At 70.7% G+C, this 21,920-nt stretch carries 19 protein-coding genes, 1 pseudogene and 1 riboswitch; of the genes and pseudogenes, 8 read left to right on the forward strand and 12 right to left on the reverse strand.

Annotated features, from left to right (window positions below):
• Positions 1-45 precede the first annotated feature (45 nt).
• The 4 genes from ACFVYL_RS25085 to ACFVYL_RS25100 all read right to left on the reverse strand — a co-directional run bounded on the left by ACFVYL_RS25085 (position 46) and on the right by ACFVYL_RS25100 (position 2,816).
• Positions 46-549, reverse strand: coding sequence for a VOC family protein (locus ACFVYL_RS25085; RefSeq protein WP_389719614.1), 504 nt, complete (start codon positions 547-549; stop codon positions 46-48).
• 1 nt (position 550) lies between these two features.
• The gene (locus tag ACFVYL_RS25090) at positions 551-1,408 is read right to left on the reverse strand and encodes an alpha/beta fold hydrolase (protein ID WP_389719685.1); all 858 of its coding nucleotides are present in this window, start codon (positions 1,406-1,408) and stop codon (positions 551-553) included.
• A gap of 41 nt (positions 1,409-1,449) precedes the next feature.
• Positions 1,450-2,043, reverse strand: coding sequence for a TetR/AcrR family transcriptional regulator (locus ACFVYL_RS25095; protein ID WP_389719616.1), 594 nt, complete (start codon positions 2,041-2,043; stop codon positions 1,450-1,452).
• A 74-nt stretch (positions 2,044-2,117) separates the two neighbouring features.
• Positions 2,118-2,816, reverse strand: a complete 699-nt coding sequence (locus ACFVYL_RS25100; protein WP_389719617.1) for an HNH endonuclease family protein — start codon at positions 2,814-2,816, stop codon at positions 2,118-2,120.
• A gap of 278 nt (positions 2,817-3,094) precedes the next feature.
• Between ACFVYL_RS25100 and ACFVYL_RS25105 the strand changes: the two genes are divergently transcribed.
• Complete coding sequence (locus ACFVYL_RS25105; RefSeq protein WP_389719618.1) at positions 3,095-3,343, forward strand: SCO4226 family nickel-binding protein; 249 nt, start codon at positions 3,095-3,097, stop codon at positions 3,341-3,343.
• A 19-nt stretch (positions 3,344-3,362) separates the two neighbouring features.
• Here the strand turns inward: ACFVYL_RS25105 and ACFVYL_RS25110 are convergent.
• A pseudogene (locus ACFVYL_RS25110) lies at positions 3,363-3,680 on the reverse strand (transposase family protein); the annotation flags it as partial.
• 42 nt (positions 3,681-3,722) lie between these two features.
• Entirely contained in the window at positions 3,723-3,983 is a 261-nt protein-coding gene (locus ACFVYL_RS25115; protein ID WP_389719620.1) for a hypothetical protein, read from the reverse strand.
• 109 nt (positions 3,984-4,092) lie between these two features.
• Between ACFVYL_RS25115 and ACFVYL_RS25120 the strand changes: the two genes are divergently transcribed.
• Positions 4,093-4,707: a TetR/AcrR family transcriptional regulator gene (locus ACFVYL_RS25120; protein WP_389719622.1), complete on the forward strand. Its 615-nt coding sequence runs from the start codon at positions 4,093-4,095 to the stop codon at positions 4,705-4,707.
• Between the two features lie 83 nt (positions 4,708-4,790).
• Here the strand turns inward: ACFVYL_RS25120 and ACFVYL_RS25125 are convergent, their stop codons facing one another.
• Positions 4,791-5,699 carry a helix-turn-helix domain-containing protein gene (locus ACFVYL_RS25125; protein ID WP_389719624.1) on the reverse strand — a complete coding sequence of 303 codons (909 nt, stop codon included), beginning with the start codon at positions 5,697-5,699 and terminating at the stop codon, positions 4,791-4,793.
• A gap of 112 nt (positions 5,700-5,811) precedes the next feature.
• Between ACFVYL_RS25125 and ACFVYL_RS25130 the strand changes: the two genes are divergently transcribed.
• Entirely contained in the window at positions 5,812-6,588 is a 777-nt protein-coding gene (locus ACFVYL_RS25130; protein WP_389719626.1) for an alpha/beta fold hydrolase, read from the forward strand.
• Between the two features lie 68 nt (positions 6,589-6,656).
• Here the strand turns inward: ACFVYL_RS25130 and ACFVYL_RS25135 are convergent, their stop codons facing one another.
• A complete protein-coding gene (locus ACFVYL_RS25135) occupies positions 6,657-7,421 on the reverse strand; it encodes a transglycosylase SLT domain-containing protein (protein WP_389719627.1) in 765 nt (254 codons plus the stop codon).
• Between the two features lie 4 nt (positions 7,422-7,425).
• Positions 7,426-7,588, reverse strand: a riboswitch (cyclic di-AMP (ydaO/yuaA leader).
• A gap of 666 nt (positions 7,589-8,254) precedes the next feature.
• On the opposite strand from ACFVYL_RS25135, the gene ACFVYL_RS25140 reads away from it, so the two are divergent.
• The 3 genes from ACFVYL_RS25140 (at position 8,255) to ACFVYL_RS25150 (ending at position 11,099) form a co-directional block, all read left to right on the forward strand.
• Positions 8,255-8,638, forward strand: coding sequence for a hypothetical protein (locus tag ACFVYL_RS25140; protein WP_389719629.1), 384 nt, complete (start codon positions 8,255-8,257; stop codon positions 8,636-8,638).
• Between the two features lie 378 nt (positions 8,639-9,016).
• The gene (locus tag ACFVYL_RS25145) at positions 9,017-9,589 is read left to right on the forward strand and encodes an RNA polymerase sigma factor (protein ID WP_389719631.1); all 573 of its coding nucleotides are present in this window, start codon (positions 9,017-9,019) and stop codon (positions 9,587-9,589) included.
• Between the two features lie 445 nt (positions 9,590-10,034).
• Positions 10,035-11,099 carry a helix-turn-helix domain-containing protein gene (locus ACFVYL_RS25150; protein WP_389719633.1) on the forward strand — a complete coding sequence of 355 codons (1,065 nt, stop codon included), beginning with the start codon at positions 10,035-10,037 and terminating at the stop codon, positions 11,097-11,099.
• A 47-nt stretch (positions 11,100-11,146) separates the two neighbouring features.
• Here the strand turns inward: ACFVYL_RS25150 and thpR are convergent, their stop codons facing one another.
• The 4 genes from thpR to ACFVYL_RS25170 all read right to left on the reverse strand — a co-directional run bounded on the left by thpR (position 11,147) and on the right by ACFVYL_RS25170 (position 17,284).
• Positions 11,147-11,752: an RNA 2',3'-cyclic phosphodiesterase gene (gene thpR / locus ACFVYL_RS25155; RefSeq protein WP_389719634.1), complete on the reverse strand. Its 606-nt coding sequence runs from the start codon at positions 11,750-11,752 to the stop codon at positions 11,147-11,149.
• Between the two features lie 159 nt (positions 11,753-11,911).
• Positions 11,912-14,110, reverse strand: coding sequence for a PQQ-binding-like beta-propeller repeat protein (locus ACFVYL_RS25160; protein ID WP_389719686.1), 2,199 nt, complete (start codon positions 14,108-14,110; stop codon positions 11,912-11,914).
• A 2-nt stretch (positions 14,111-14,112) separates the two neighbouring features.
• Complete coding sequence (locus ACFVYL_RS25165) at positions 14,113-16,428, reverse strand: PQQ-binding-like beta-propeller repeat protein (protein WP_389719636.1); 2,316 nt, start codon at positions 16,426-16,428, stop codon at positions 14,113-14,115.
• Between the two features lie 16 nt (positions 16,429-16,444).
• Entirely contained in the window at positions 16,445-17,284 is an 840-nt protein-coding gene (locus ACFVYL_RS25170; protein ID WP_389719638.1) for a hypothetical protein, read from the reverse strand.
• 229 nt (positions 17,285-17,513) lie between these two features.
• On the opposite strand from ACFVYL_RS25170, the gene ACFVYL_RS25175 reads away from it, so the two are divergent.
• The gene (locus ACFVYL_RS25175; protein ID WP_389719640.1) at positions 17,514-20,627 is read left to right on the forward strand and encodes a BTAD domain-containing putative transcriptional regulator; all 3,114 of its coding nucleotides are present in this window, start codon (positions 17,514-17,516) and stop codon (positions 20,625-20,627) included.
• A 176-nt stretch (positions 20,628-20,803) separates the two neighbouring features.
• Positions 20,804-21,820, forward strand: coding sequence for an aldo/keto reductase family protein (locus ACFVYL_RS25180; protein WP_389719642.1), 1,017 nt, complete (start codon positions 20,804-20,806; stop codon positions 21,818-21,820).
• The last annotated feature ends 100 nt before the right edge of the window (positions 21,821-21,920 follow it).

Consider the following 21,920-nt stretch of genomic DNA (forward strand, 5'->3'; position numbering starts at 1 on the left):
GGTCACGCCCGACCAGGGCACCTCAACAAGTCCTGTTACGAACTCTCAGGGTCGATGACAGACGGCTTCGACGTTGTTCCCATCAGGATCGCGGGCAAAGGCTCCGTAGTAGGACTCATGGTATTCCGGCCAGAGCCGGGGTGCGTGCAGGACCTCGGCACCCACCGCGAGCGCCGCCGCGTAGAAGGCGTCCACGGCGGCGCGGTCGGGTGCGGCGAATGCGATGTGCAGCTCACGCGCAGGCGCAGGGTCGGTCGCGGGGACCAGCCACAACGGGTGGCCGATTACCCCGAAGCTGATGTTCTCGCCGAACTGCTTCTTGCGCTGGCCACCTAGCGGAGCGAGTACGGCGTCGTAGAAAGCGGCGCTGGCCGCGATGTCATGCACTTGGATAGCGATGTGATCAAGCATGCGCCAACTTACCACCATTGACAGGAAGTTGTCGCGTGCTTTCTGATCGGTCCACTCCTCAGTCGCGTCACTCTCGGGCAGGTTCCAGGGAGTCCGTGGGATGACCTGGCGGCTGGCTGCCCGGTGGTCGAGGAACAAGCTATCCGCGGAACGCCTTGCGCAGGAGCTCGCCGTACTCGGCGGGATGCGTTGTCAGGCCGATGTGGCCGCCGGGAAAGTGCTGGAGTTCCGCGCCAAGCCGCTCGGCCATGAACGCCACCGCGCGGTAGGGGAGTTCGCCACGAGAGTCCTGGCCGCCGGCGAGCACGAGTTGCTCCGAGAGTGTCTCCAGGCTGTCGAGGTCCGGGGTGTGGGTCATGAAGCTGGGAACAATGCTCCCGACGAAGTACGGCAGATTGGCCATCGTGCTTTCAGCCCTCGCCGCCGCCTGCGGCGGAAGCTTGGCCTTCGCCTCGGCCTCGGTCTCCGCCTTCGGCTCGGTGGTCTCGTCGTCTCCCTTCTTCAGCCCTGCGGCGAACAGCGCCATCGCAGGCATGAGTCCTTGCGTGTGGAACGTCTCCTGTACGCGCGCGATGAACGCGCGATGCTCGGAGGCATCCGGCAGGATCGTGACCACCGGGGGCTCGTGCGCCACGACGCGTTCGACGCGTTCGGGGTGGGTGGTGAGAAGGTGCAGGGCGGCGATAGCGCCCGAACTGGTGCCGAAGACCCGGGCGGGCTCGCCGGGTGACAGCAGTTCCAGGATGCGCAACGCATCGTCGGCATGTTCGGCGAGGCTCTGCTCGGCTTCGGGGGCGTCCAGCGTGCTGCGCGACATCCCGCGCGGGTCATAGGTGGCGACCGTGTATTCGGCGGCGAGGCCGTCGGCGACGGCGTCGAAGGCAGCCGCGCCGCCGGTCCCTCCGGGTATCAGCAGCAGGAGTGGGCCCTGGCCGCGCACTTCGTAGTGCAGAGTCGCGCCGTTCACGCGCAGGCTGCCGATGGTCGGCTCGGCCATGCTGGTCGTGCCGGTCAGTCCGGTCGTCTTGGGTGTCTCACTCATGCTGAGTCTCCTTCTCGGGACGGGGGCCAGTGCTCCAGGAGGATGTGCAAGGCGTCGAGGGCGCGGACCCAGGACTGCTGCGGCGAACGCTGGTGCGCGAAGCCACCCGCGGCCTCCAGGGCGACGAACCCGTGGAACGTGCTGCGCAGCAACCGGACCGCGTCGGTCAGGTCCGGCTCGGCCAGTCCGTAGCCGCGCAGCATGCTGTACGTCAGCTCGACCGCGCGCCGCGGTCCGGGCGCGCTCGTGGCCAGCTCGGGGTCGATCTGGATCGGGGTCTGCGTCGCCGTGTAGCGGCCCGGATGCTGGTGGGCGTACTCCCGCCACGCGGTCGCGAAGGCGATCAGCGCGTTTCTGCCCGACAGTCCGGCGGTCGCCTCCGCGATACGGATGGTCTTCTCGTCCGCCGCCAGCAACGCGATCCGCCCGCGCAGATCTTCCAGACCGCGAACGTGCGTATAGAGGCTCGCGTCCTTCACGCCGAGCCGACGTGCTACCTGGGACATGGTGACGTGTTCGAGCCCCACCTCGTCGGCCAGCTCGGCGCCCGCGATCGTCACCCGCTCCGCGGTCAGTCCTGCCCGCACCATGTGCCCTCCACGTTTTCCTAGGGGCCCTAGGTTAAACCTAAGGCCCCTAGGAATGGCAAGGCGTGGGCCGTGTTCTACGAGGCGGCGGTGTAGGTGACCGCGGTGCGCTTGCACTGCCCGGAGGCGAAGACGGCGATGGCGTCGAGTTCGGCCGGGTCTGCCGCCAGGTCCCAGCGCAGCTTGGTCTCCACCCAGTCCGAGAGGTAGCGGCAGTGCGCGGTGGGCAGCGGCGGCAGCCAGTGCGCGGGGTCCCGGTCGGCCTTGCTGCGGGCCGTACGGGTGGTTACGGCGACCAGAGACGCCGGTGCGCCCAGGTCGTTGGCGTAGGCCTCGCGGCGTGCCGCGCTCCACGTGGAGGCACCGGAATCCCAGGCCTCGGCGAGCGGGACCATGTGGTCGACGGTGAGCCTGCGGGAGTCCTCGACCTCCTGGCCGTCGTAGTACGAAAGCCACTCACCGCCGGTGATCTTGCAGCCCGCGCCGACGGACGGCTCCTCGCTGGCCTCGGCGATCAGCACCTCGGCGCGGGTGTTGCAGCCGTCGGACTTCTTCGCGCCGCCGTTCCAGTGCTGGAAGGCGGCGCGGGCGTAGCCCTCGCGGCGCTCGTCGGAGACCGGGATGCGGTGCACGGCGTCGGCCAAGGTCGTGGTCTCGGTGGGGGTGGCCGAGGGGCCGCTCATCGGGACGGTTTGTGCGGGCGCCGGTGCCGGCGCGAGGAGAGGGGTCAGGGACAGGCTGAGCGCGGCGAAGCCACGGATGAAGTTCTTGATCACCAAGCCAGGCTGGGTGGTCTCCGGCGGTACGTCCCGGAAGCCTGGCAGAGGCCTGATCCGAGTGGGGGAAGCTATTCACCGCAGAAACGTTGCGCCGGGTGGGCGGGGGCTCGCGGAGAGCTCCGTGGTCGGCCAGGTCTACGGCTTCCTGTCGGCCCTCCGCTTCCTGTCGACCTTCCGCTCGGACGGGCGCAGGATGGAGATAGCGGGCTTGGCGCCGCGGCTTGAGCTTGAGCTGGAGACTGCCAGGCGCGCCCGTCGAAGGGAGGTGCGACGTCATGTCCCACTTCATGGACGTCCACCACGGGATGAACGACATAACGGCCGAGCAACTGCGGGAGGCCCACCAGGCCGACCTCGCGATCGAGAACGAAGAAGGCGTTCACTTCGAGAAGGCTTGGGCGGATCCACAGTCCGGCACGGTCTACTGCCTCTCGGAAGCTCCGTCGGCCGACGCGGTCCAACGTATTCACGAGCGCGCGGGCCACCGGGCCGACGAGATCCATCCGGTGCCGTTGACTGTGTGAGGGGGTCGCGGGAGCTCTTGGTTGGTCGAGTCGCCCTTTGCCGCCAACGCTCCGTCAGAAATGTTCTTGTGTGAGCGATTGTGTTCCGCCTGCGGTCGGTGGCGGACTTCGAGACGCCGAACAGCGGGGCCAGCTGCCGCAGGGTCAGGTTGGTGCGCCAGTAGGCGGCGACCAGCACGGCCCTGTCCTCCAGTGGCAGGCTCCAGGGCCGACCGCGCCGTACCGCGTCAGCGCCCTCGCGGCGCAGCCCTGTCACCGACTTCCGGAACAGCCGTGGGCTCAGCCCGGTGCACGGCGCGATCCAGGAAGGCTCCGACGCCGTGATCACACCGGTCACGACAAGAGCTTCCCATGCAGCGGTGGTTGGGCTGTGGCCCGCTCATGGACGGCGGGGCGCCTGCCTCCTCGCATGGTGACGGCGCGCGGCTGTCACCAGTAGGGCGGCACCGGCAAAGCCGACCAGGAGGGTTCCCCACTCAGGCACGTGGGCTGCCCGCAGAAGGCCGGCGACACCGAAGCTTGTATCCCACCCGGCCTCTGTGATGGCGGAGCCGAACCCCTGGACGGCCAGGATGGCACCGAACAGCCAGAGCAGCCCCTGGCCCGAGCTGTTGTCCGACTTCTTGAGCTGCTTCCCCATGATGGGCGTCCTCCCCAGTGTGCGCGCATCGTTTTCGATGCGGTCGCATCACATCGTGCAGTGCGGCAGGATATGATGCAAGTGCATCAGAAAAGAGGAGGAGCTGAGTGTGCCTAGGCAGGTCGACTACGAGGACCGACGCCGACGGATCGCCGAGGCAGTGTGCACTCTGATCGCGCGTTCCGGCATGGAAGCCGTCAGCCTCCGCGACGTCGCCGCTGAGGCAGACGTGTCCATGGGCGCCGTCCAGCGGTGTTTCAGCACCAAGGAGGACATGCTGCTCTTCGCGCTGGAGCACGTCTCCCAACACGTCAGCGAACGCGCCAACCAGCGCATCGACACAGCCTCCGCCCCTCAGGCCGCATCCACTCTGCTGTCACACACCATGGCCGAACTCGCCTTGCTGGATGAGGAATCGAAGACGCAGGCGCACGTCTGGCTGGCCTTCGTCACCCGCGCACCGGCCAGCGAAAAACTGGCAGCCGTCCTGCACGACACCTATGCCAAGCTCCATGACCTCATCGCGTGGCTCATCCGCTACGGCCAGGACACCCAGGAAATTCCACAGCACCTCGACCCCACCCGCGAGGCCCACACCCTCCTCGCTGTGGCTGATGGCCTCACGGTCCACGTCCTGGCAGGCCACCACTCTCCGGAGATGGCGCTGGCCATCCTCCAACGGCACATCGACCACCTGCTACAAAGAGCATCCAGCCACGGATGACGCGCCCAGCCCCAACATGTCGGCAGCGCACGCCTCTGACGCCCCAGCCTGCTCGGGGCTCGTCAGCAGATGCCGGACAGCCCTTAGTGAACCTGCGCTGAGCGAGTCGGACGCCGCGTCATCTCCGCTTCCTGCCATGCACCCGGGCGTACGCCTGCCGCCTTTCGGAAGAACACCGAAAAGTTGGAGGCATCGGGGAAGCCGAGTGTGGCGGCGCAGCGGGCTGCGGTGAGGCGGTCGTGTGCGAGGAGGCGTTTGGCTTCCAGGATGATGCGATCGACGATGTAGGCCTTCGCGGTGAGGCCGGTGGCCTGCTGCACTGCTCTGGAGAGGGTGCGGGGCGTGTATCCCAGGGCCCGGGCGTAGTAGCCGGCGTCATGATGTTCCCGGAAGTGCGCTTCGACACTGGACCGGAACAGCCGGAACACCGGACTCGCCGACCGTTCTGCACGCACCGGCCGTTCTTCACCCACCGGCCGTTCGTCATTCGCCGACCGCGCTTCGCCGTGCGGCGGCCGGATCCGGGCGATGAGTGCGGAGAGCAGGATCTCGGGCAACTCCGTCGGCACGTCTCGGGGCCGGGCGGACGCTTCGAGGAGCAGGTGGTTCCGCGCGGCGTCGACGAACGGCCAGTCGGCCTCGTCGATGCTCCACTGCGCGACCAGGTCAGGGGACGCGACGAGCTCTCGGGTGGCGTGGGTGACCGGCGCAGTCGGGATGAACAGCACGATGTGCCCGGCCACCTCGGCGATGTCGTCCCATCGGTGCACCGCGCCGGGAATGATCCACACCACGGACCGCTCCCTGAGGGGGAGTTGGCGAAAGTCCATTGTGACGGAGCCGTGTCCGGCGTCGACGACGGCCAGGACGTGGAAGTCGGCACGTTGCGTGCCGCCGTCGTTCAGCTCGCGAAGGCGGGCGAACGTCATCGTCTCGACAGCGGCGGCACCGTGCCCGACGGGCTGGTAGGTCATCTGTCGGATCGCGGCCATGTGTCCAGTTTCCACCATCGGGCGACCAATCGTGCCGATGCCTCTGGAGAGCCGCGGATATCCAATGGAGACAAGGGAGATCCGCCGCAGAGCACTGATCGAGGCATCGCGAATGAACACGACACAGCAACCGCTGCTGCCCGCTTACGACCACCGGCCGGGGGCCGGACCGACCCTGGTGTTCCTGCACTACTGGGGTGGCTCCGCCCGCACCTGGGACCTCGTCGTCGACCGCCTCCCGGGCCGCGACGTCCTCACAGTCGACTTCCGTGGGTGGAGCCGCTCAAGCGGCCTGCCCGGCCCCTACACGCTCCGCCGGCTCGCGGACGACACGCTCGCGGTGATCGCCGACGCGGGCATCACCGAGTACGTGCTGGTCGGACACTCCATGGGCGGCAAGGTCGCGCAGCTGATCGCAGCGGCCCGGCCCGCCGGCCTCCGCGGGATCGTCCTCGTCGGCCCCGGTCCGGCGAAGCCCGCAGAGCAGATCACTCCCGAGTACCGGGAAGGCCTCTCCCACGCCTACGATTCCGACGAATCCGTCGCCGTCGCACGGGACGGCATCCTCACCGCGACCGAGCTGCCCGCATCGATCAAGGCGCAGGTCGCGACCGATTCGCGTGCGGGCGCCGACACCGCCCGCACAGAGTGGCCGCTGCGCGGCATCGCGGAGGACATCACCGAGCACACCCGCATGATCAGCGTCCCCGCCCTGGTCATCGCCGGAGAGCAGGACCGCGTCGAGCCCGTCGACGTGCTCCTCGCCAACCTGGTTCCCTATCTCTCCGGGGCCGACTTCACGGTGATTCCGAAGACGGGGCACCTGATCCCGCTGGAAGCTCCGGCCGACCTCGTCGAGGCGATCACGACGTTCGCGGCAGTTGTCTGACCAGGGCGTCGGCACATCCTCCGTACGCCCTGCCCGCCCCCTGCCGCTTTGCCGCATGAAGGGCGAGGTCAGTACGGGCCGTCCACGTTGTCGATCGAGCCGTACCGGTCGGCCGCGTAGTTGCAGGCGGCGGTGATGTTGGCGACCGGGTCGAAGCTGTCCATCGACGTGCCGGGCACGTGGTAGGCCGCGAAGGTGGGGCCGATGACCTGCAGGAGCCCCTTGGAGGGGGTCCCGGCCACGGCGTTGGAGTCCCAGTTGTTGATGGCCAGGGGATTGCCGGAGGACTCGCGCATGATGTTGCGGTGGATGCCCTCGTACGAGCCGGGGATGCCCTGCTGGGCCAGGATGTCGAGCGACTCGTTGATCCAGCCGTCCAGGTCGTTGGTGTAGGACTTCTGCGCCGGGGGAGCGGCGGGCTCGGCGGCGAGGTCGTCCTGGCGCTCGGAGCGGTCCGCCCGCTCGGCGGACGCGTTGGACGCGGTCGACTTCTGCGCGGGCTCGGCTGTGCCCGCACTGCTGAGGGTGAGCTTGAGCCCGGGGTGGATGAGCTGCGGGTCTCCGCCGAGGACGCCGCGGTTGTCCTGGTACAGCTTCTTCCAGCCACCGCTCAGGGAGTGCTCCTGTGCGATCTTGGACAGGGAGTCACCGGCCGCGACGACGTAGGTCGTCGGGGCCGCGGCGGGCTTGGCGGCCGCGTCGGCCTGCGCCGCGGTGGCGGTGGTCGCGCCGAGCACCGGGAGGACGAGCACCGTCCCGCCCGCGCCTGCGGCGGCGATGCCCCGGCTGAGCGAGTTGGACTTGGGGCGGCGGTGCTTTCCCTTTGCAGGCATGACGAATTCCTCTCCGTCGCCTGCGAGGTGAGCTGTCGGGTTCGGACGGGAGATGTCCGGTCGCGCTGATATGGCGACTTCACCCCGAGCCGTTCCGGAATCCGGACTGGCGGCATACCTGGGTTCCCCGCTCCTGCCGTGCGTAAGTGAGTGGGTGAGTAGGTTTCCGGACAGCGGCAGGATTCGGCGTTCCATCCGGGATTGGGCGTGACGTTAGACGAGAAAGTCAGAACGGAACAAGGTCCACATTTGGCGGGGGAATGTGCGGGGTCGGCCAGGGGCAATCGGGAGGCCCTTGCTTTCTTTGATCGACTAGACCCAACTCGCTTTGGGTGGAACGCGAATGCGCTTCAGGTCCTCACTCCGGGCCAGGACGAGCGGTGTGACTCATTTCACCGAATGGGGCGCGGATCGAAAGGCGACTCGATGGCATAGCGCGGGTGCGCCATTCCGGTCGAGGGCTCCGCAATGCAGGCAATGCTTTATATACGCCTCCAAGGGTGCAGAGGTGTGCATCACGGGGCAAATTGCACGTGGCGCATAGGGCGCTTTTCACCACAAGATAGACATGTCACCAGTTGAGCCGAGCCGCGTCCAGCGGGTTGCCGAGGAATCGAGGCGGGCCATGTGACGACACGTCGTCCGGTGATGAAAGCGGCGGGGGCAGGGGTGTTGGCGAGCGGATTGACCGTGCCGGTGTCAGCTGCCTCCCAGGCGGATCGCGCCGAGGAACAGGTCGACCAACGGGCCGACGAATTAGTGATGGTCGAGAAAAGCGGTCACGCCGTCAGTTTTTGCGATGTGTCTCGGTGCAGCGTCGGCAGAGGGTCCCATTGCCCGACTATCCGCACGAGTTCAACACGCGGCCCTTCAACCGTATCCATGGCATGGGGATCGATAGCCGCGACCGGCTGTACGCCCTGAGCCTGGAAAAGGCGGTACTGCTCGGATTTGACGCTCCGACCGCCGACGAGGCGCCGACCAGAGTGGTGCCTACCCATGGGGTGCAGACCCACCTGTTCTCCCTCAGCCGGGACGGCGAACGGGCTTTTGTCACCGGCTTGTTGTCGCACACGGTGAGTCTGGTGCGCCCCCACGACGCCTCCGTGCCGCCGGTTCTGTCCACTCCCGGTCGCCGGATCGCCGTCGTCGACCTGGAACGGTTCGCCGTCATCGGTGGTTTCGGCGCCGGGCCGGTTCTGGCCGGTTCTGGCTGAACCGTAGCGATGGAGCGCCACTCGGACTCGCGTTCCGGGCGGGTGAGCGGGTACGGAATAGATGTCGGCTCGGGCGCCTAGACGTTTTGGGCTCCTCAACTCTCTATCGGGCAGAAGGAGTTGTCGTCGACATGGATGAGACGAACGCCGTGGGTGACAATGTGTGGCTGTTGGCCTGCACGGGCCTGCCCGTCCTGGGCACCATGGTGGCCGCGCTCGCGTACCGAGTGCGGGAGCGGGCCCGATGGGCTGCGGTTGTCGCCGTGCTGCGGCTTTCACCCGGCGGGACGCAGGTCCGCTTCAGAGCGCGGGATGCTCAGGGAAGGGCGATGAGTGAGTGGGAGATCACCGTCCCAGGGGCTGGAGGGGCGGGCGCCAGTGACGAGCGATACCGATGAGCGGCCGCCTGATGCGGACGGGGAGCCCGACGGATGGAGTGACGCGTGCGCAGCGCGGGTCGAGACCCTTTTCCGGCAGTACGGCAAGGTGGTGCTCCGGAAAGCGACGGTGGCCGCGGCCGGGAACAGCCACGACGGCTGGGAAGGTTGCCAGCATGCTTTCGTGCAAGCTGGGGAATACCTGCGCAAGCCGGGAGCCGAGGAGATCAGGAACTGGCAGGGCTGGCTCGTCAAAACCGCGGTCCGGCACGCGATGTCGGTATATCGACGTGGGGCCGAGACGGTGCTGCTGGGGGAGGAGATGGACCGGGACGGTGGCGTGATGCCGGTCGAGGACCAAGTGACGGTGAGAGAGAAGTTCCGTAACGTCTTGGACGCCATCGGAGATCTCTCGGAACGTCAGCGTCAGGCTCTGGTCCTCGTACACATCGCGGGATGTTCGACCGACGAGGCGGCTCAGGACATGGGAGTCACCAACAGCACAGTACGCAACCTGATTCACCAGGCCCGCAGTCGGCTGGCTGTCGTGAGCGGGGAGGCGAGCGATGCATGACGAACCGGATGTGACCGGCGACGAGATCCTGACCAGGGCCCTTGAGGCCACCGAAGACGCGGTGGGTCAGGCACTCGAAGAGACCTTTGACAGCGAAGCGGGCCTGGAGGGGATCCGAGCGCGCTTGGGGCAGGCTGCGGGGCCCGATTCCGGCCGTCCCGGCCCTGGCATGCCGTCGGGCGGGGCGGCTTCCGCACTCGCGACACACGGCGGCGGGGCGGGGAGCGTTGCCGGTGGGCCGGCGGAGGCGGCAAAGTCGCCCGCCGAAGGACGGCGGGCGGCGAGGCTTTCGGCGGATGACCGGCCGTATGACCGTGCACATGACCGGTCGTACGAGCACCCGCACGATCGGTCAGAGGTCCGTGCGGGGGACCGGTCGAGGTATTCGCCAGGGTCAGAAGGTGTACGGAGGCCCGGCGGGCGGCGTCGCCGGGAGGTTGTCGCCGTGCTGTTGTTCAGCGGTGGCCCCATCTTCGAGAGCTCGATTCCACTCTCCGTGTTCGGAATCGACCGCGAGGACGCGGGGGTGCCCCGGTACCGCCTGCTGGTGTGCGCGGGCGAGGAGGGCCCGCTGCGCAGCACCGGCGGGCTCGAACTCAGCGCGCCCTACGGCCTGGAGGCCATCGCGCGGGCCGGTACCGTCGTGGTGCCCGCCTGGCGTTCCATCACCTCGCCGCCGCCGCGGGAGGCGCTGGACACCCTGCGGCGCGCGCATGAAGAGGGAGCGCGCATCGTCGGCCTGTGCACCGGGGCCTTCGTGCTCGCGGCCGCCGGGCTGCTGGACGGGCGGCCGGCCACCACCCACTGGATGTACGCACCGACGCTGGCCAAGCGCTATCCGTCGGCACACGTCGACCCGCGCGAACTCTTCGTGGACGACGGCGACGTACTGACCTCGGCGGGCACGGCGGCGGACATCGACCTGTGCCTGCACATCGTGCGCTCCGACCATGGCAACGAGGCGGCGGCAGCCCTGGCCCGTCGTCTCGTGGTGCCGCCGCGCCGTTCCGGCGGGCAGGAGCGCTACCTCGACCGGTCGCTGCCCGAGGAGATCGGCGCGGACCCGCTCGCCGAGGTCGTCGCGTGGGCCCTGGAGCACCTGCACGAGCAATTCGACGTAGAAACTCTGGCCGCGCGTGCGTACATGAGCAGGCGCACTTTCGACCGCAGGTTCCGCTCGCTGACCGGCAGCGCGCCGCTGCAGTGGCTGATCACCCAGCGGGTGCTGCAGGCCCAGCGGCTCCTGGAGACGTCGGAGTATCCGGTGGACGAGATCGCGGGGCGCTGCGGGTTCCGCTCGGCGGTGGCGCTGCGCGGGCACTTCCGCAGCCAGCTCGGCTCCTCGCCCGCCGCCTACCGGGCGGCGTACCGCGCCCGGAGGCCGGGGCCGCAGGAGGGCGACGTCGGTTCGGACAACGGTCCGGTGCCCAGCCAGGCTCGGGGCGCGACGGCGATCGCTTCACTCAGGGGTGGCAGCGATGGGCTCATCAGTCTTAGGAGCAGGGTGTGATGTGAGGAAGGGGGGGAGGGGTGGCTGTATGCGTGTGGGGGTGGGGTTCAGGGCGTGTGGGGCCGAGGCGGCTGCCCAGTGACCAGGGTCCATGCGTCGATGTCCTGATAGCGGCGCGGGCCGGGGTGACCGTTCATCGTGCTGCCGACCAGGTGGAGGCGCTCGGTCTGCCAAGGGTGTCCGGTGAAGCCGTCGAGGCAGGTGGCCGCCGCCGTTACGGACGCGGTGTCGTAGCGGCGAGCGCGGGCCAGCGTGAGATGGGGACGCAGCGGACGTTCGGCGAAGGCGATGTCGCAGTCCCTGACCCGCGCCCGTACCGCTTCGGCCAGCTCGTGCAGTTGGCCGAGATCGCCCCCGATGCCGCTCCACAGCACCCGCTCGTCGAAGTGTCCGCCACCGAGCAGCGACAGTTCGAGCGAGGGTCGGGCAGCCGCCAGATCGGCGAGGGGTGAACGAAGCCGCTGGACGGCCTGCACCGGCAGCTCGCCCAGGAACGCCAGGGTGATGTGCCAGTCCTCGATGCGGTTCCAGCGCAGGTCGGGATAGGCGGCGTAGGCCGGGCTCAGCGCGTGCGCCAGCTCGTTCTTCGCGTCGTCGGGCGGCGCGAGGGCGATAAACGCCTGCTGGGAGGCGGTCTGGGGCGGTTCGGTCACGGATGTCTTCTTACCTCATGCGTCCGCGGGACCGAAACCTGACTGCCCACAGCGGACGCCCGGGCAGGGAGCGCGCGCCTTCGCGTTATGTAGTCGGTTCTCCCCACGTGCCGGGTTGCTCGGGCCCGGCCTGCCCGAACACAGCCTTCTGCGACACCTTTAGGGCACCGAGAAGCGCAAGAGTTTGCCGGACCAGGCCGCGTACAGGTCGTCGCCGACGGTCTCGGCCGACCAGGATCCGGAGCCACCGGTGACCCGGTGGTGCCAGACCTGCTTGCCGGTGCCGGCGTGGAAGGCGTACAGCCCCTTCGTACCCGCGGCGAGGAAGAGGCCGCGCAGCGCGCCCAGGAGTTCGAGGTCGTCCAGGCCCGCCCCCGCCGTCCAGCGTCTCGCGCCGGTCCCGGCGTCGATGCCGTACAAGACCTTCTTGTCCAGGTAGCAGACGGTGGCACCGGCGCGCGCGAAACCGCGGTTGCCGCGCGCGCCGGTCCGCACCGTCCAGAGCGTCTTGCCCGACGCCGGGTCGAAGGCGGCGAGCAGGCCGCGCCGTGAACCGCTGAAGCCGGTGCTCGGGTAGCAGAACAGGGTGCCTTCGAGCAGGCTCAGAGACCCCGAGAAGCCGAGGATCTCACTGTTCGTCGGCGGGAGTTCGGTGGGCCTGCTCCAGCGTGTGCGGCCGTCGTCGGGGTCGAGGGCGAGCAACTTCATGCCGGCGTCGATGCCGTAGAGGACCTTGCTCCTCTCCGGTGTGCCGAGGGTGACGAGGTCCTTCGTCCATACGCGCTCGCCCGTCCGCCGGTCGAGGGCGGTGTAACCCCTGAGCATCGCGGCCGGATCGGTCTTCGACGGGTCGCCCCAGATGAGCAGTGCGCCCGCCGGGGTGGCGCCGATGGTCATGCTGACGCCCTTCACGTCCCGTGCGGTCCACCGCACCTCGCCGCTCGACGCCTCCAGGGCCCGGGCGCGTCCGCGGCTCTTGGTCATGACCACCTCGCCGTCCGAGAAGTCCAGCTCGGGCGCGCTGTCCCCGGCCGGGGACGCCTCCCACAGCTTCCTGCCGGACCGGCCGTCGAACGCGTGCACCTTGCCGTCGGTGCGCACCGTGTAGACGCGCTTGTCGTCGGGGAGCGCGTCGGTGTTCTGGCCGCCTAGGTCCTTCCACAGGAGCTTGCCGGTGCTCCGGTCGAAGCAGGCACCGGAGGCCTTCTCGGTGCACAGCAGGGTGGACCGGGTCACCGCGCGCAGGAACATGCCTGGCCGCGGAAGCTCCTTGGCCCAGGCGAGTTCGGGGGTGGCGGTCGTGCCCCCGCCGTCCTCGCCGCGCGAGCGCAGGAACCACGCCGTGCCGCCCGCCGCCGCGGTCACGGCGAGCACGGCGCCTCCGGTCAGCAACCTGCGGCGGCCGAGCAACGGGGCGCGCAGCGTGTCGTCCAGCGTGCGCTGATCCTCGGTCACCCGGAGCTCGACCGCGCCGAGCCATCCCGCGGTGGTCTCCGGGCGCAGCCAGGCCTGCAGCTGCTCGACGGTGGGGCGGCGCGCGGGATCCTTGTCCAGGCACGCGGCGATGATGCCGAGCAGGCCGTGGGGGACGCCGGTCAGCTGCGGTTCTTCGTAGGCTGCCCGGTAGAGCAGGGCGTGTACCGCGCCGGTGCCGAAGGGCGGCACGCCGGTGGCGGCGAAGGCGAGCACGGCGCCGAAGGCGAACACGTCGCTGGCGGGCGTGAGTTCGCCCCCTCTCGACTGTTCCGGCGACATGAAGCCGGGCGAGCCCGCGACCTGGCCCTCGGCGGTGAGCACGGTGCCGTCGACGGCCCGGCTGATGCCGAAGTCGATGACCCGGGGGCCGTCGAGGGTGAGCAGGATGTTGGACGGCTTGAGGTCGCGGTGGATGAGCCCGGCGCGGTGGATCGCGGCCAGCGCCTCGGCCAGGCCGCCGCCGAGTACGCGAACGGTCGGCTCGGGCATGGGCCCGTGGGCGTCCAGGGCGTCGATGAGGGAGGGGCCGGGGATGTACGCGGTGGCCAGCCACGGCTGCGGCCCCTCGGGGTCGGCGTCGACGACCGGCGCGGTGAAGGCGCCGGACACCGCGCGGGCGGCGTCGACCTCGGCCCTGAAACGGCGGCGGAAATCGGGGTCGGCCGCGAGTTCGGGACGCACGACCTTGACGGCCACCGCACGGCCGCTGCGCGACGCGGCGAGATGGACACGGCCCATGCCGCCCGCACCGAGCTCCCGGATCACCCGGTAGGGGCCGATGTACGAGGCGGGGGAGGGGGAGGCGGCCTGCGGGGGCGGCGTGACCGGTGCCGGACCGGGCGGCGTCGGCGCGGACGGCGGCATGGGCGGTGTGGGCGGCATGGTCACGGCGAGTCGCTCCGGAAGGCGTGGAGGGTGGTGTCGGAGGCGGCGAAGAGAGTGCCGCCGGAGAGCTGGAGCAGCCAGTCGGTCTTACCGCCGGGGGCGCCCCCGGCCGTGCCGCCCGAGGGCTGGTGCGCCCAGAGCGGCTTGCCGTCGTCCGCGCGCAGGACGACGAAGCCCGGGACGTCGCCGGTGGCCCAGGTGGCGACGGCCAGCACGGACGAGGAGACGGCGGGTCCCTGGTCCTGTGCGCCGCCGGTGGTCGTCAGGTGCACCGGGCTCGCCGTGTGCCACACCTGCTTCCCGCCGCGCATGTCCAGGGCGAACACGGTGCCCGCGCCGTCGTACAGGTAGGCCCGCCCGCCGCGGACCCTGGCCGCGCTGATGGTGGTCGTCTCATTGACGGCCGTCCACAGCTTCTTGCCGTCGGCGGCGCGGAAGGCCTGCACCTTGGTGCTGGTGACGAGCAGGGTCTCGCCGTCGGAGGACAGGTGGGGGTAGGCGCCGGGCTTGATGACGCCCCGGACCTTCCACCGTTCGGCGCCCGAGCGCAGGGCGAGGCCATGGAGGGTGCCGTTGTCCTGGAGGAAGCAGCGGCTCCCCTCGGCGTACGCCTGGAAGTCACTCCCCTTGACCTTGCGCGACCACAGCACCTCGCCCGAGCCGAGATCGACCGCGAGCACCCCGTACCCCTTGTCGCCACTGGTCCCGACGACCGCGACCGAACCGGCGACGGACAGGACGCTCTCGGCGAAGTCGGCGAACCCGCCGTCGGCGCCCTGTTCGGTGACCGTGTGCGTGAACTTCTGTTTCCCGAGGGCGTCGACGCCGAGCAGATAGCCGTGCTCGCCGCTCCAGGCCGAGGCGTACAGCGTCGGCCCGCGCACGCCCAGCCACTTCGGGTCCCCCGAGACGCCGGAGGGCAGCCGCAGCGAGCCCGCCCAGCGTTCCTTCCCGGTGGCGGTGTCGTAGGCGGTCGCGCGTCTCTGCTCCCAGTGCACCAACACGTCCCCCAGGAGCTGGAGTCGAGCGCTCGCCAGCTTCTTCAGCGGGGCCGACCAGCGCGGCCGCGGGCCGGCCGGGACCTTGGCCGCGGGCCGACCGGTGGTGCCGGTACTGGTGCCGCTGTGGGCGGGGGCCTTGCCGGGCTCCTGCCGCCGCCTGGCCAGTGCCGCGGCCCCGCCGCCCGCCGCGACGGTGGTGCCCGCCGCGGCGATCCACAGGAACCTACGGCGGCTCGGGCCCCGGGGAACGGCGGCGGCGAACGGGTCGTCGGGCGGCGCGAGGGACGCCATGGGCACAGGCGGCGCGGACACCAGGACGGCGGCGTGCGCCTGCCGTCGCGCCAGGTCCTCCCGCAGGCCCTCGATGAGCAGCGCGGCGGGGTCGGTGTCCCCCAGCGCGGCCAGTACCGACGCGGCGGGCGGCCTGCGGGCGGGATCCTTGTCCAGGCAGGCGCCGATCAGCGGCCCCAACGCCGGTGGCACGCCGTCCAGTCGAGGCGGGTGGTGGACGGCCCGGTAGAGGATCTCGGCCGTCCCTCCCGTACCGAAGGGGCCCCGACCGGTGGCCGCGAAGACCAGGACGCAGCCCAGGGAGAAGATGTCGGCCGCAGGCCCGGCCTCGCGGCTCGACATGATCTGCTCGGGCGCCATGAATCCGGGTGTCCCCATCACGGCGCCGGTCCGGGTCACCTGGGTGGCGTCCACCGCCCTGCTGATGCCGAAGTCGATGACGCGGGGCCCGTCCTCGGTGATGAGTACGTTGCCGGGTTTGAGGTCGCGGTGGACGATGCCGGCGTCGTGGATGGCCGGCAGCGCCTCCGCGAGGCCGGCGCCCAGGGCCCGCAGACCGGCCTCGGGCAGTACACCGAAGCCGCGTACGACATCGTGCAGCGACGGCGCGGGGACGTAGGCCGTGGCCAGCCAGGGCTGCGGGGCGTCCGCGTCCGCGTCGAGCACCGGCGGGGTGAAGAAGCCGCTCACACGGCGGGCGGATTCGGCCTCGCGCCGGAACCGCCCGCGGAAGTTCGGCGTCTCGGCGTACTCGGGCCGGATGACCTTCAGGGCGACCAGCCGCGACCCCGGCGACCTGGCCAGGAACACCCTGCCCATGCCGCCCTCGCCGAGGAGCTGGAAGACCTCGTAGGGGCCGATGCGGGCGGGGCTCTGCCGGTGAGCGGCCTGGCCAGGGGGGTGCGGGACGGCGGTGAACTGCCGCGTCGGTGTGGCCGGTGGCTGCGGCACGGTGGTGTGCGCGGACTGTACGGCGGTGGGTGCGGCCGCGGGGTCGCTGTCGCCGGAGGGCTGAGGGTGCACGTCGTCGCCGCGGCGGTCAGCTCATCGAGCCGAGCACGTCACGGACGGCCGTGACGGCATCGGCCTCGGTCTGCTGCTGCGTGCGGTCGGAGGATGTCTTGCTGTAGACGAACTCCGTGCGGACCATGGCGTTGCCCTCGCGGACGAGCACCTTCACCCAGACCAGCGAGTCGTCGACGGCGTGGACGACGAAGGCCTTCTCGCCGAGCCCGCTGAGCGACCGGGAGTCGGTCACCTCGTACGTGGGACCCATGTCCTTCATGGCGGTCTTCTTGTAGATGTCGTACATGCCCACGGCCGACGGGCCGACGGTGACGTTCACGTCCAGGCTCTGATAGTTGCTGCCGGAGTCCGGCGCCTCCCACCTCGGCATCCTGGTGATCATCGTGGCCAGGTCCTTGTTGTCCATCAATCCGGGCGTGCACACGCCGCCGGGCGCGATCTTCTCGATGGTGGACGCCTTGATCAGCTCGCATCCCTTGGGCACCTTGCTGAACACCTTGCCCTCCGACGGTGCCTCCGGCTTGGCGGCGCCTCCCGGCACGCCGGGGGGTTTGCCCGACGCGGCGCTCTTGCCGTCGTCGTCCCCCGAGGTGGCGACGAGCACGCCGGCGACCACGGCCGCGACGAGCACCGCGGCGCCCCCGATCAGCCAGAGGGGCGAACGGCCGGTGCGCGGACCAGGGCCACCGGGCCCGCCGGGTGGCATCGGTTGCGACCAGGCCGAGGGCGCGCCCGGCGCCTGCGGCGGGACGGGCGGCGGCGCCTGGCCGGGCATCGGGGGCGGCACCTGGCCGGGGCCCTGGTAGGCGCCGCCGAAGCCCTGCCGGGGATCCACCTGCGGGTTCTCACTCACGGGACAGCTCACTTCCTACGGTTCACACCCTCGGGACCGACAGGAACCCGTCCCAGGGGAGGCCGGAACGGTGATCGACCGGGACCGGACACGACGCGCCGAACCCTCTCGCGAGACACTGCAATGCCCATGAAATTCTGGTGAAGCAGCGGATGCGACTGCCGCGGGGACGACGGGGAACCGCGGGAAAGCGCGGAAAGTACGGGGGAGTTCGATGGGGGAGTCCGGAGTGGGCACGAGCAGAACGGGCGGAGTGGACGCGGCGGATGTGGCGGGCGCGACCGGTGTGACAGCTGAGGCGGGATCGGTGGGTCCGGCCGGGGTGGGCACGGTGGGCCCGGCTGGGGTGGGAACGGCAGGCAGGACAGGTACGCCGGGCATGGTCGGGGCGGCCGGCCGGGAGGGCGGCGCGGACCGGCTGCGTCTGGCCCTGCTCGGTCCGGTCACCGCCCACCGGGGCGAGGTGCCGCTCGACCTCGGGCCCGTGCGGCGGCAGGCGGTGCTCGCCGCACTGGTGCTGCGCGCCGGGACACTCGTCACCCACCAGCAACTCCTCGATGACGTATGGGGACTTGAGCCTCCGGGTACGGGCCGTCGGGTACTGCCCAGCTACGTCTATCCCCTGCGCAAGGCGCTGGACGCGCCCGGCACCGGCCCCAGCGCGTCCGCGATCCGCGGTGAGCGCGGCGGCTACCGCTTCGTACCCGGCGAAGCCCGCCTGGACCTCGGGGAGTTGACCGGTCAGAGCGCGGCGGTACGCGGTGCGAGGGCGGCGGGTGACCTGTCCGTCGCCCTCGACAGCTGCACGCGGGCGCTGGACCTGTTCCGCGGGGAGCCGCTGGCCGGCCTGCCCGGCCCGCTCGCCGACGCCGAGCGGCAGCGCCTCGTCCGGCAGCGGCGTACCCTCCACCAGGAACGGGCGGAGTGCCTGGTGCTCCTGGGCCGGTACGCGGAGGCTCTGGACGGGCTGCTCGCGGCGCCCATGGCGCAGCCTCATGACGAACCGCTCGCCGCCCTGCGTATGCGCGCGCTCTACGGCACCGGCCGGCAGGCCGAGGCGCTCGCCGCCTACGAAGAGACCAGAGGCCGGCTCCGTGACGAGCTGGGTGTGGAGCCCGGCGAGGAACTGCGCCGAGTGCACCAGGGCGTGCTGCGCCGGGACGACCGGATGCTGCTCGGTGCGGCCGCGCCCGCGCTCAAGCCCGTACCCACGCTTACGTCCGTACCCGCACACCTGCCCGTACCCGCACAGCAGTCGGCGCCCGAGCGTCCCCCGTCCCCGTCCCTGCCCCCGGCCTCACCCCCCTCGCGACCTCGCCGCAACGAACTCCCCGGCGACACCGCCTGGCTCATCGGCCGGGAGCCGGAACTCGCCCTGCTCACCGCGCCGGTGCCCGCGGGCTCCGTCTCCGTGGCCGCCGTGGACGGCACGGCGGGCGTCGGCAAGACCGCGCTGCTGGTCCGCGCCGCCTGGACACTGCAGGACCAGTACCCGGACGGCTGCCTGTTCGTGGACCTGCACACGCACGGCGCCCCCCACGAGAGCCTGCGCCCGCAGCGCGCCCTGCACCAACTGCTCCGTGCCGTCAACGGTGCCGACGGCGAACTGCCGGACGAGCTGCCCGAGTTGGTCACCGCCTGGCGCGCGGCCACCAGCTCCCTGCGGCTGCTGCTGGTCGTGGACGACGCCCGCAGTGCCGAACAGGTGCGCCCGATGCTGCCCGCGGGCCCGGGCAGTCGGGTCCTCGTGGCAGGCCGCCAGCGCCTGCCCGGCCTGGACGCCGACCGGCGGCTCACCGTGGAACCGCTGGACACGGATGAGGCGGTCACCCTGCTCACGCGCCTCCTCGGCGAGGCGCGTGCCGGACGGGAACCGGAGGCCGCGCAAGAACTCGCCCGCCGCTGCGGCGGCCTCCCGCTGGCGCTGCGGATCGCCGGGGCCCGGCTGCAGAACCGCCCGTCCTGGACAGTGGCCCACCTGGTCGGCCGGATGTCGGGCGACGAACGCCGACTGGGCGAGCTCCGGGCGGAGGACCGCAGCGTGGAAGCCGCCTTCCGTATGTCCTACGACCTGCTCGCGCCCGAACTGCGCCGCGGCTTCAGGGCGTTGGGGCAGGCCCCGACCGCCGAGTTCGACGGGCTCACCCCCGCCGTCATGCTGGGCCGACCGCTCCAGGACACCGAAGACCTCCTGGAACGTCTTGTCGACGCGAGTCTGCTGCAGCAGCCGCGGGCCGGCCGCTACCGGCTGCACGATCTGGTACGCGACCACACGCGCCGCCTCGCCGCCGCCGTGCCCGAGGAGGCCGCCGCGGACCGCGCCGCCGTGCTGCACCTCTACACGGCCGCCGGGCGCATCGCCAGCGACTGGGGCCCCGAGGGCTACCCGACAGGACCCGATGTCTGCGACTCGCCCTTCTCGGACTGGCGGGAAGCCGACGCGTGGCTGGAGGCCGCGGGCGGCCAACTGCTCGACGTGGTCGCTTTCGCGGCGGCCACCGGGCAGCGCGACCACGCCTGCTGGATCGCCGAGTCCCTGGTCGACCCGCTGGTCCGCCAGGGCCGCTTCCACGAGTGCCGCTCCGCCCTGGAGCTCGCGCTGCCCGGCGCCGACCTGGCCGACGACCGGCGGATGCCCTCCTCCCTGCGCAACTGCCTGGCCGTCGCGGACATCTACCAGGGGCGCTTCCAGCAGGCGCACGCCTGGTGCGCCGACGCGCTGCGCCTCGCCCGCCACCGGGACGACCTGCGCGAGCAGGCCAGGGCGATCGCCGTCATGGGTGCCGCAGAGCGTGCGCTGGGCCGGCTCCCGGAGGCGGCCGCCCACCTGAGCGAGGTGATGGGGATGGCGTCCCGGCTCGACGACGACTGGCTGGCCGGGATGTCGAGCTGCCAGCTCGGCGCCCTGCACGACCAGGAGGGGCGGCACGAGAAGGCGCTCACGTACTACGCCACCTCTCTCACCTTCGCCGAGAAGATCGGCCGCCCCAGGATGATCAGCAAGACCCTGTGCTTCACCGCCGAGGCTCACCTGGCGCTCGGCCGGCACACCGAGGTCAAGGGCCTGGCGCGGCGCGCGGCGGAGCTGGCCCAGGAGGTCGGCGACCTGCAGCTGCGTGCGACGAGCCTGTCGCTGCTCGGGGCCGCGGAACACGGCCGCGGAGACCTGCCGTTGGCCATCACCCTCCAGCAGGAGGCCTTGGCCACGCTCACCGAGCACACCAGCAGGCCCCTGGAGATGGAGGTCCGCCGTCGGCTGGGACGCACCTACGAGGCGGCGGGCCACCCGGCCGAGGCCGAGCGGCAGTTCCACATCGCCCGGTCCCTGGCCGGCCCGGGGTAGGTCCCTGGGCCGGCTCGGTCGCGGGGCGGCGGCTCTCACTCCTGCCGGTGCTCGGCATCCTTGCCGCCCGCTGTAAAGGCGCCACGGACCGGCGTTAATGCGCCGTCCCGCCGGGAGTGCCGCGGTCGATGACGCATTCACCCGAAGGTAGTCAACTGCGTTGCTAGTTTGGGGACATGGACTTTCGCCATCTGGGAAGCAGCGGTTTGATTGTCAGTCGGATTGCGTACGGCAACTGGCTGACCCGGAGTTCATCGACCGGTGAAGAGACGGAACTCGCCTGTGTGCGGGCCGCACTTGACGCCGGAATCACCACTTTCGACACCGCCGACGTCTATGCGGACACCCGCGCGGAGGAAGCACTCGGCCGGGCGTTGAAGGGGGAGCGCCGGGAGAGCCTGGAAATTCTCACCAAGGTCTTCGCGCCCGTCGGGCCCGGACGCAACGACCAGGGACTCTCGCGCAAGCACATACGGGAATCGATCGACAACTCCCTTCGCCGTCTCGGCACGGACCACGTGGACGTCTACCAGGCCCACCGGTTCGACCCCTCGACCCCGCTCGAAGAGACCATGGAGGCGCTGGCCGACGTCGTGCACTGCGGCAAGGCGCACTACATCGGTGTCTCCGAGTGGACCGCCGACCAGATCAGGCGCGGGCACGCACTCGCCCGCGAGCTCAAGGTCTCCCTGGTCTCCAACCAACCGCAGTATTCCGCTCTGTGGAGGGTTCCCGAGGTCGAGGTGATGCCGGCCTGCGAGGAGCTCGGCGTCGGGCAGATCGTCTGGTCGCCGCTGGCCCAAGGCGTGCTGACCGGCAAGTACCCGCCCGGCGGTCAGCGGCCGGAGGGCTCGCGTGCCACGGAGGCGAACGACGGCTCGGCGGAACTGTCCGCCTGGTTGACGGACGACGTCCTCGGCCGCGTGCGGCAGTTGCGGCCGATCGCCGCCGAGGCAGGCCTGACGGTCGCGCAGCTCTCGCTCGCCTGGGTGCTCCAGAATCCCGGAGTCTGTGCCGCCGTGGTCGGTGCTTCCCGGCCCGAGCAGATCACGGACAACGCCAAGGCGGCCGACGTCGAACTGGACGGCGACGTCATGGACAGGATCGACGCCGTACTCGGCCCGGTGGCCCACCGCGACCCCGCGGCCACGGCCGCCATGAACCCGCCGTCCCCCGACTGGCGGCTGGCCTGAGAGGGCCGCAAGAGGCCGCAAGGGGCCGGAAAGGGTCAGGAAAGGGTCAGGAAGGGCCGTTCCGCGGACGTACCACACGTCCGCGGGACGGCCCTTCCGT

The sequence above is a fragment of the Streptomyces sp. NPDC058308 genome, from assembly GCF_042880275.1.
Lineage (GTDB): Bacteria > Actinomycetota > Actinomycetes > Streptomycetales > Streptomycetaceae > Streptomyces.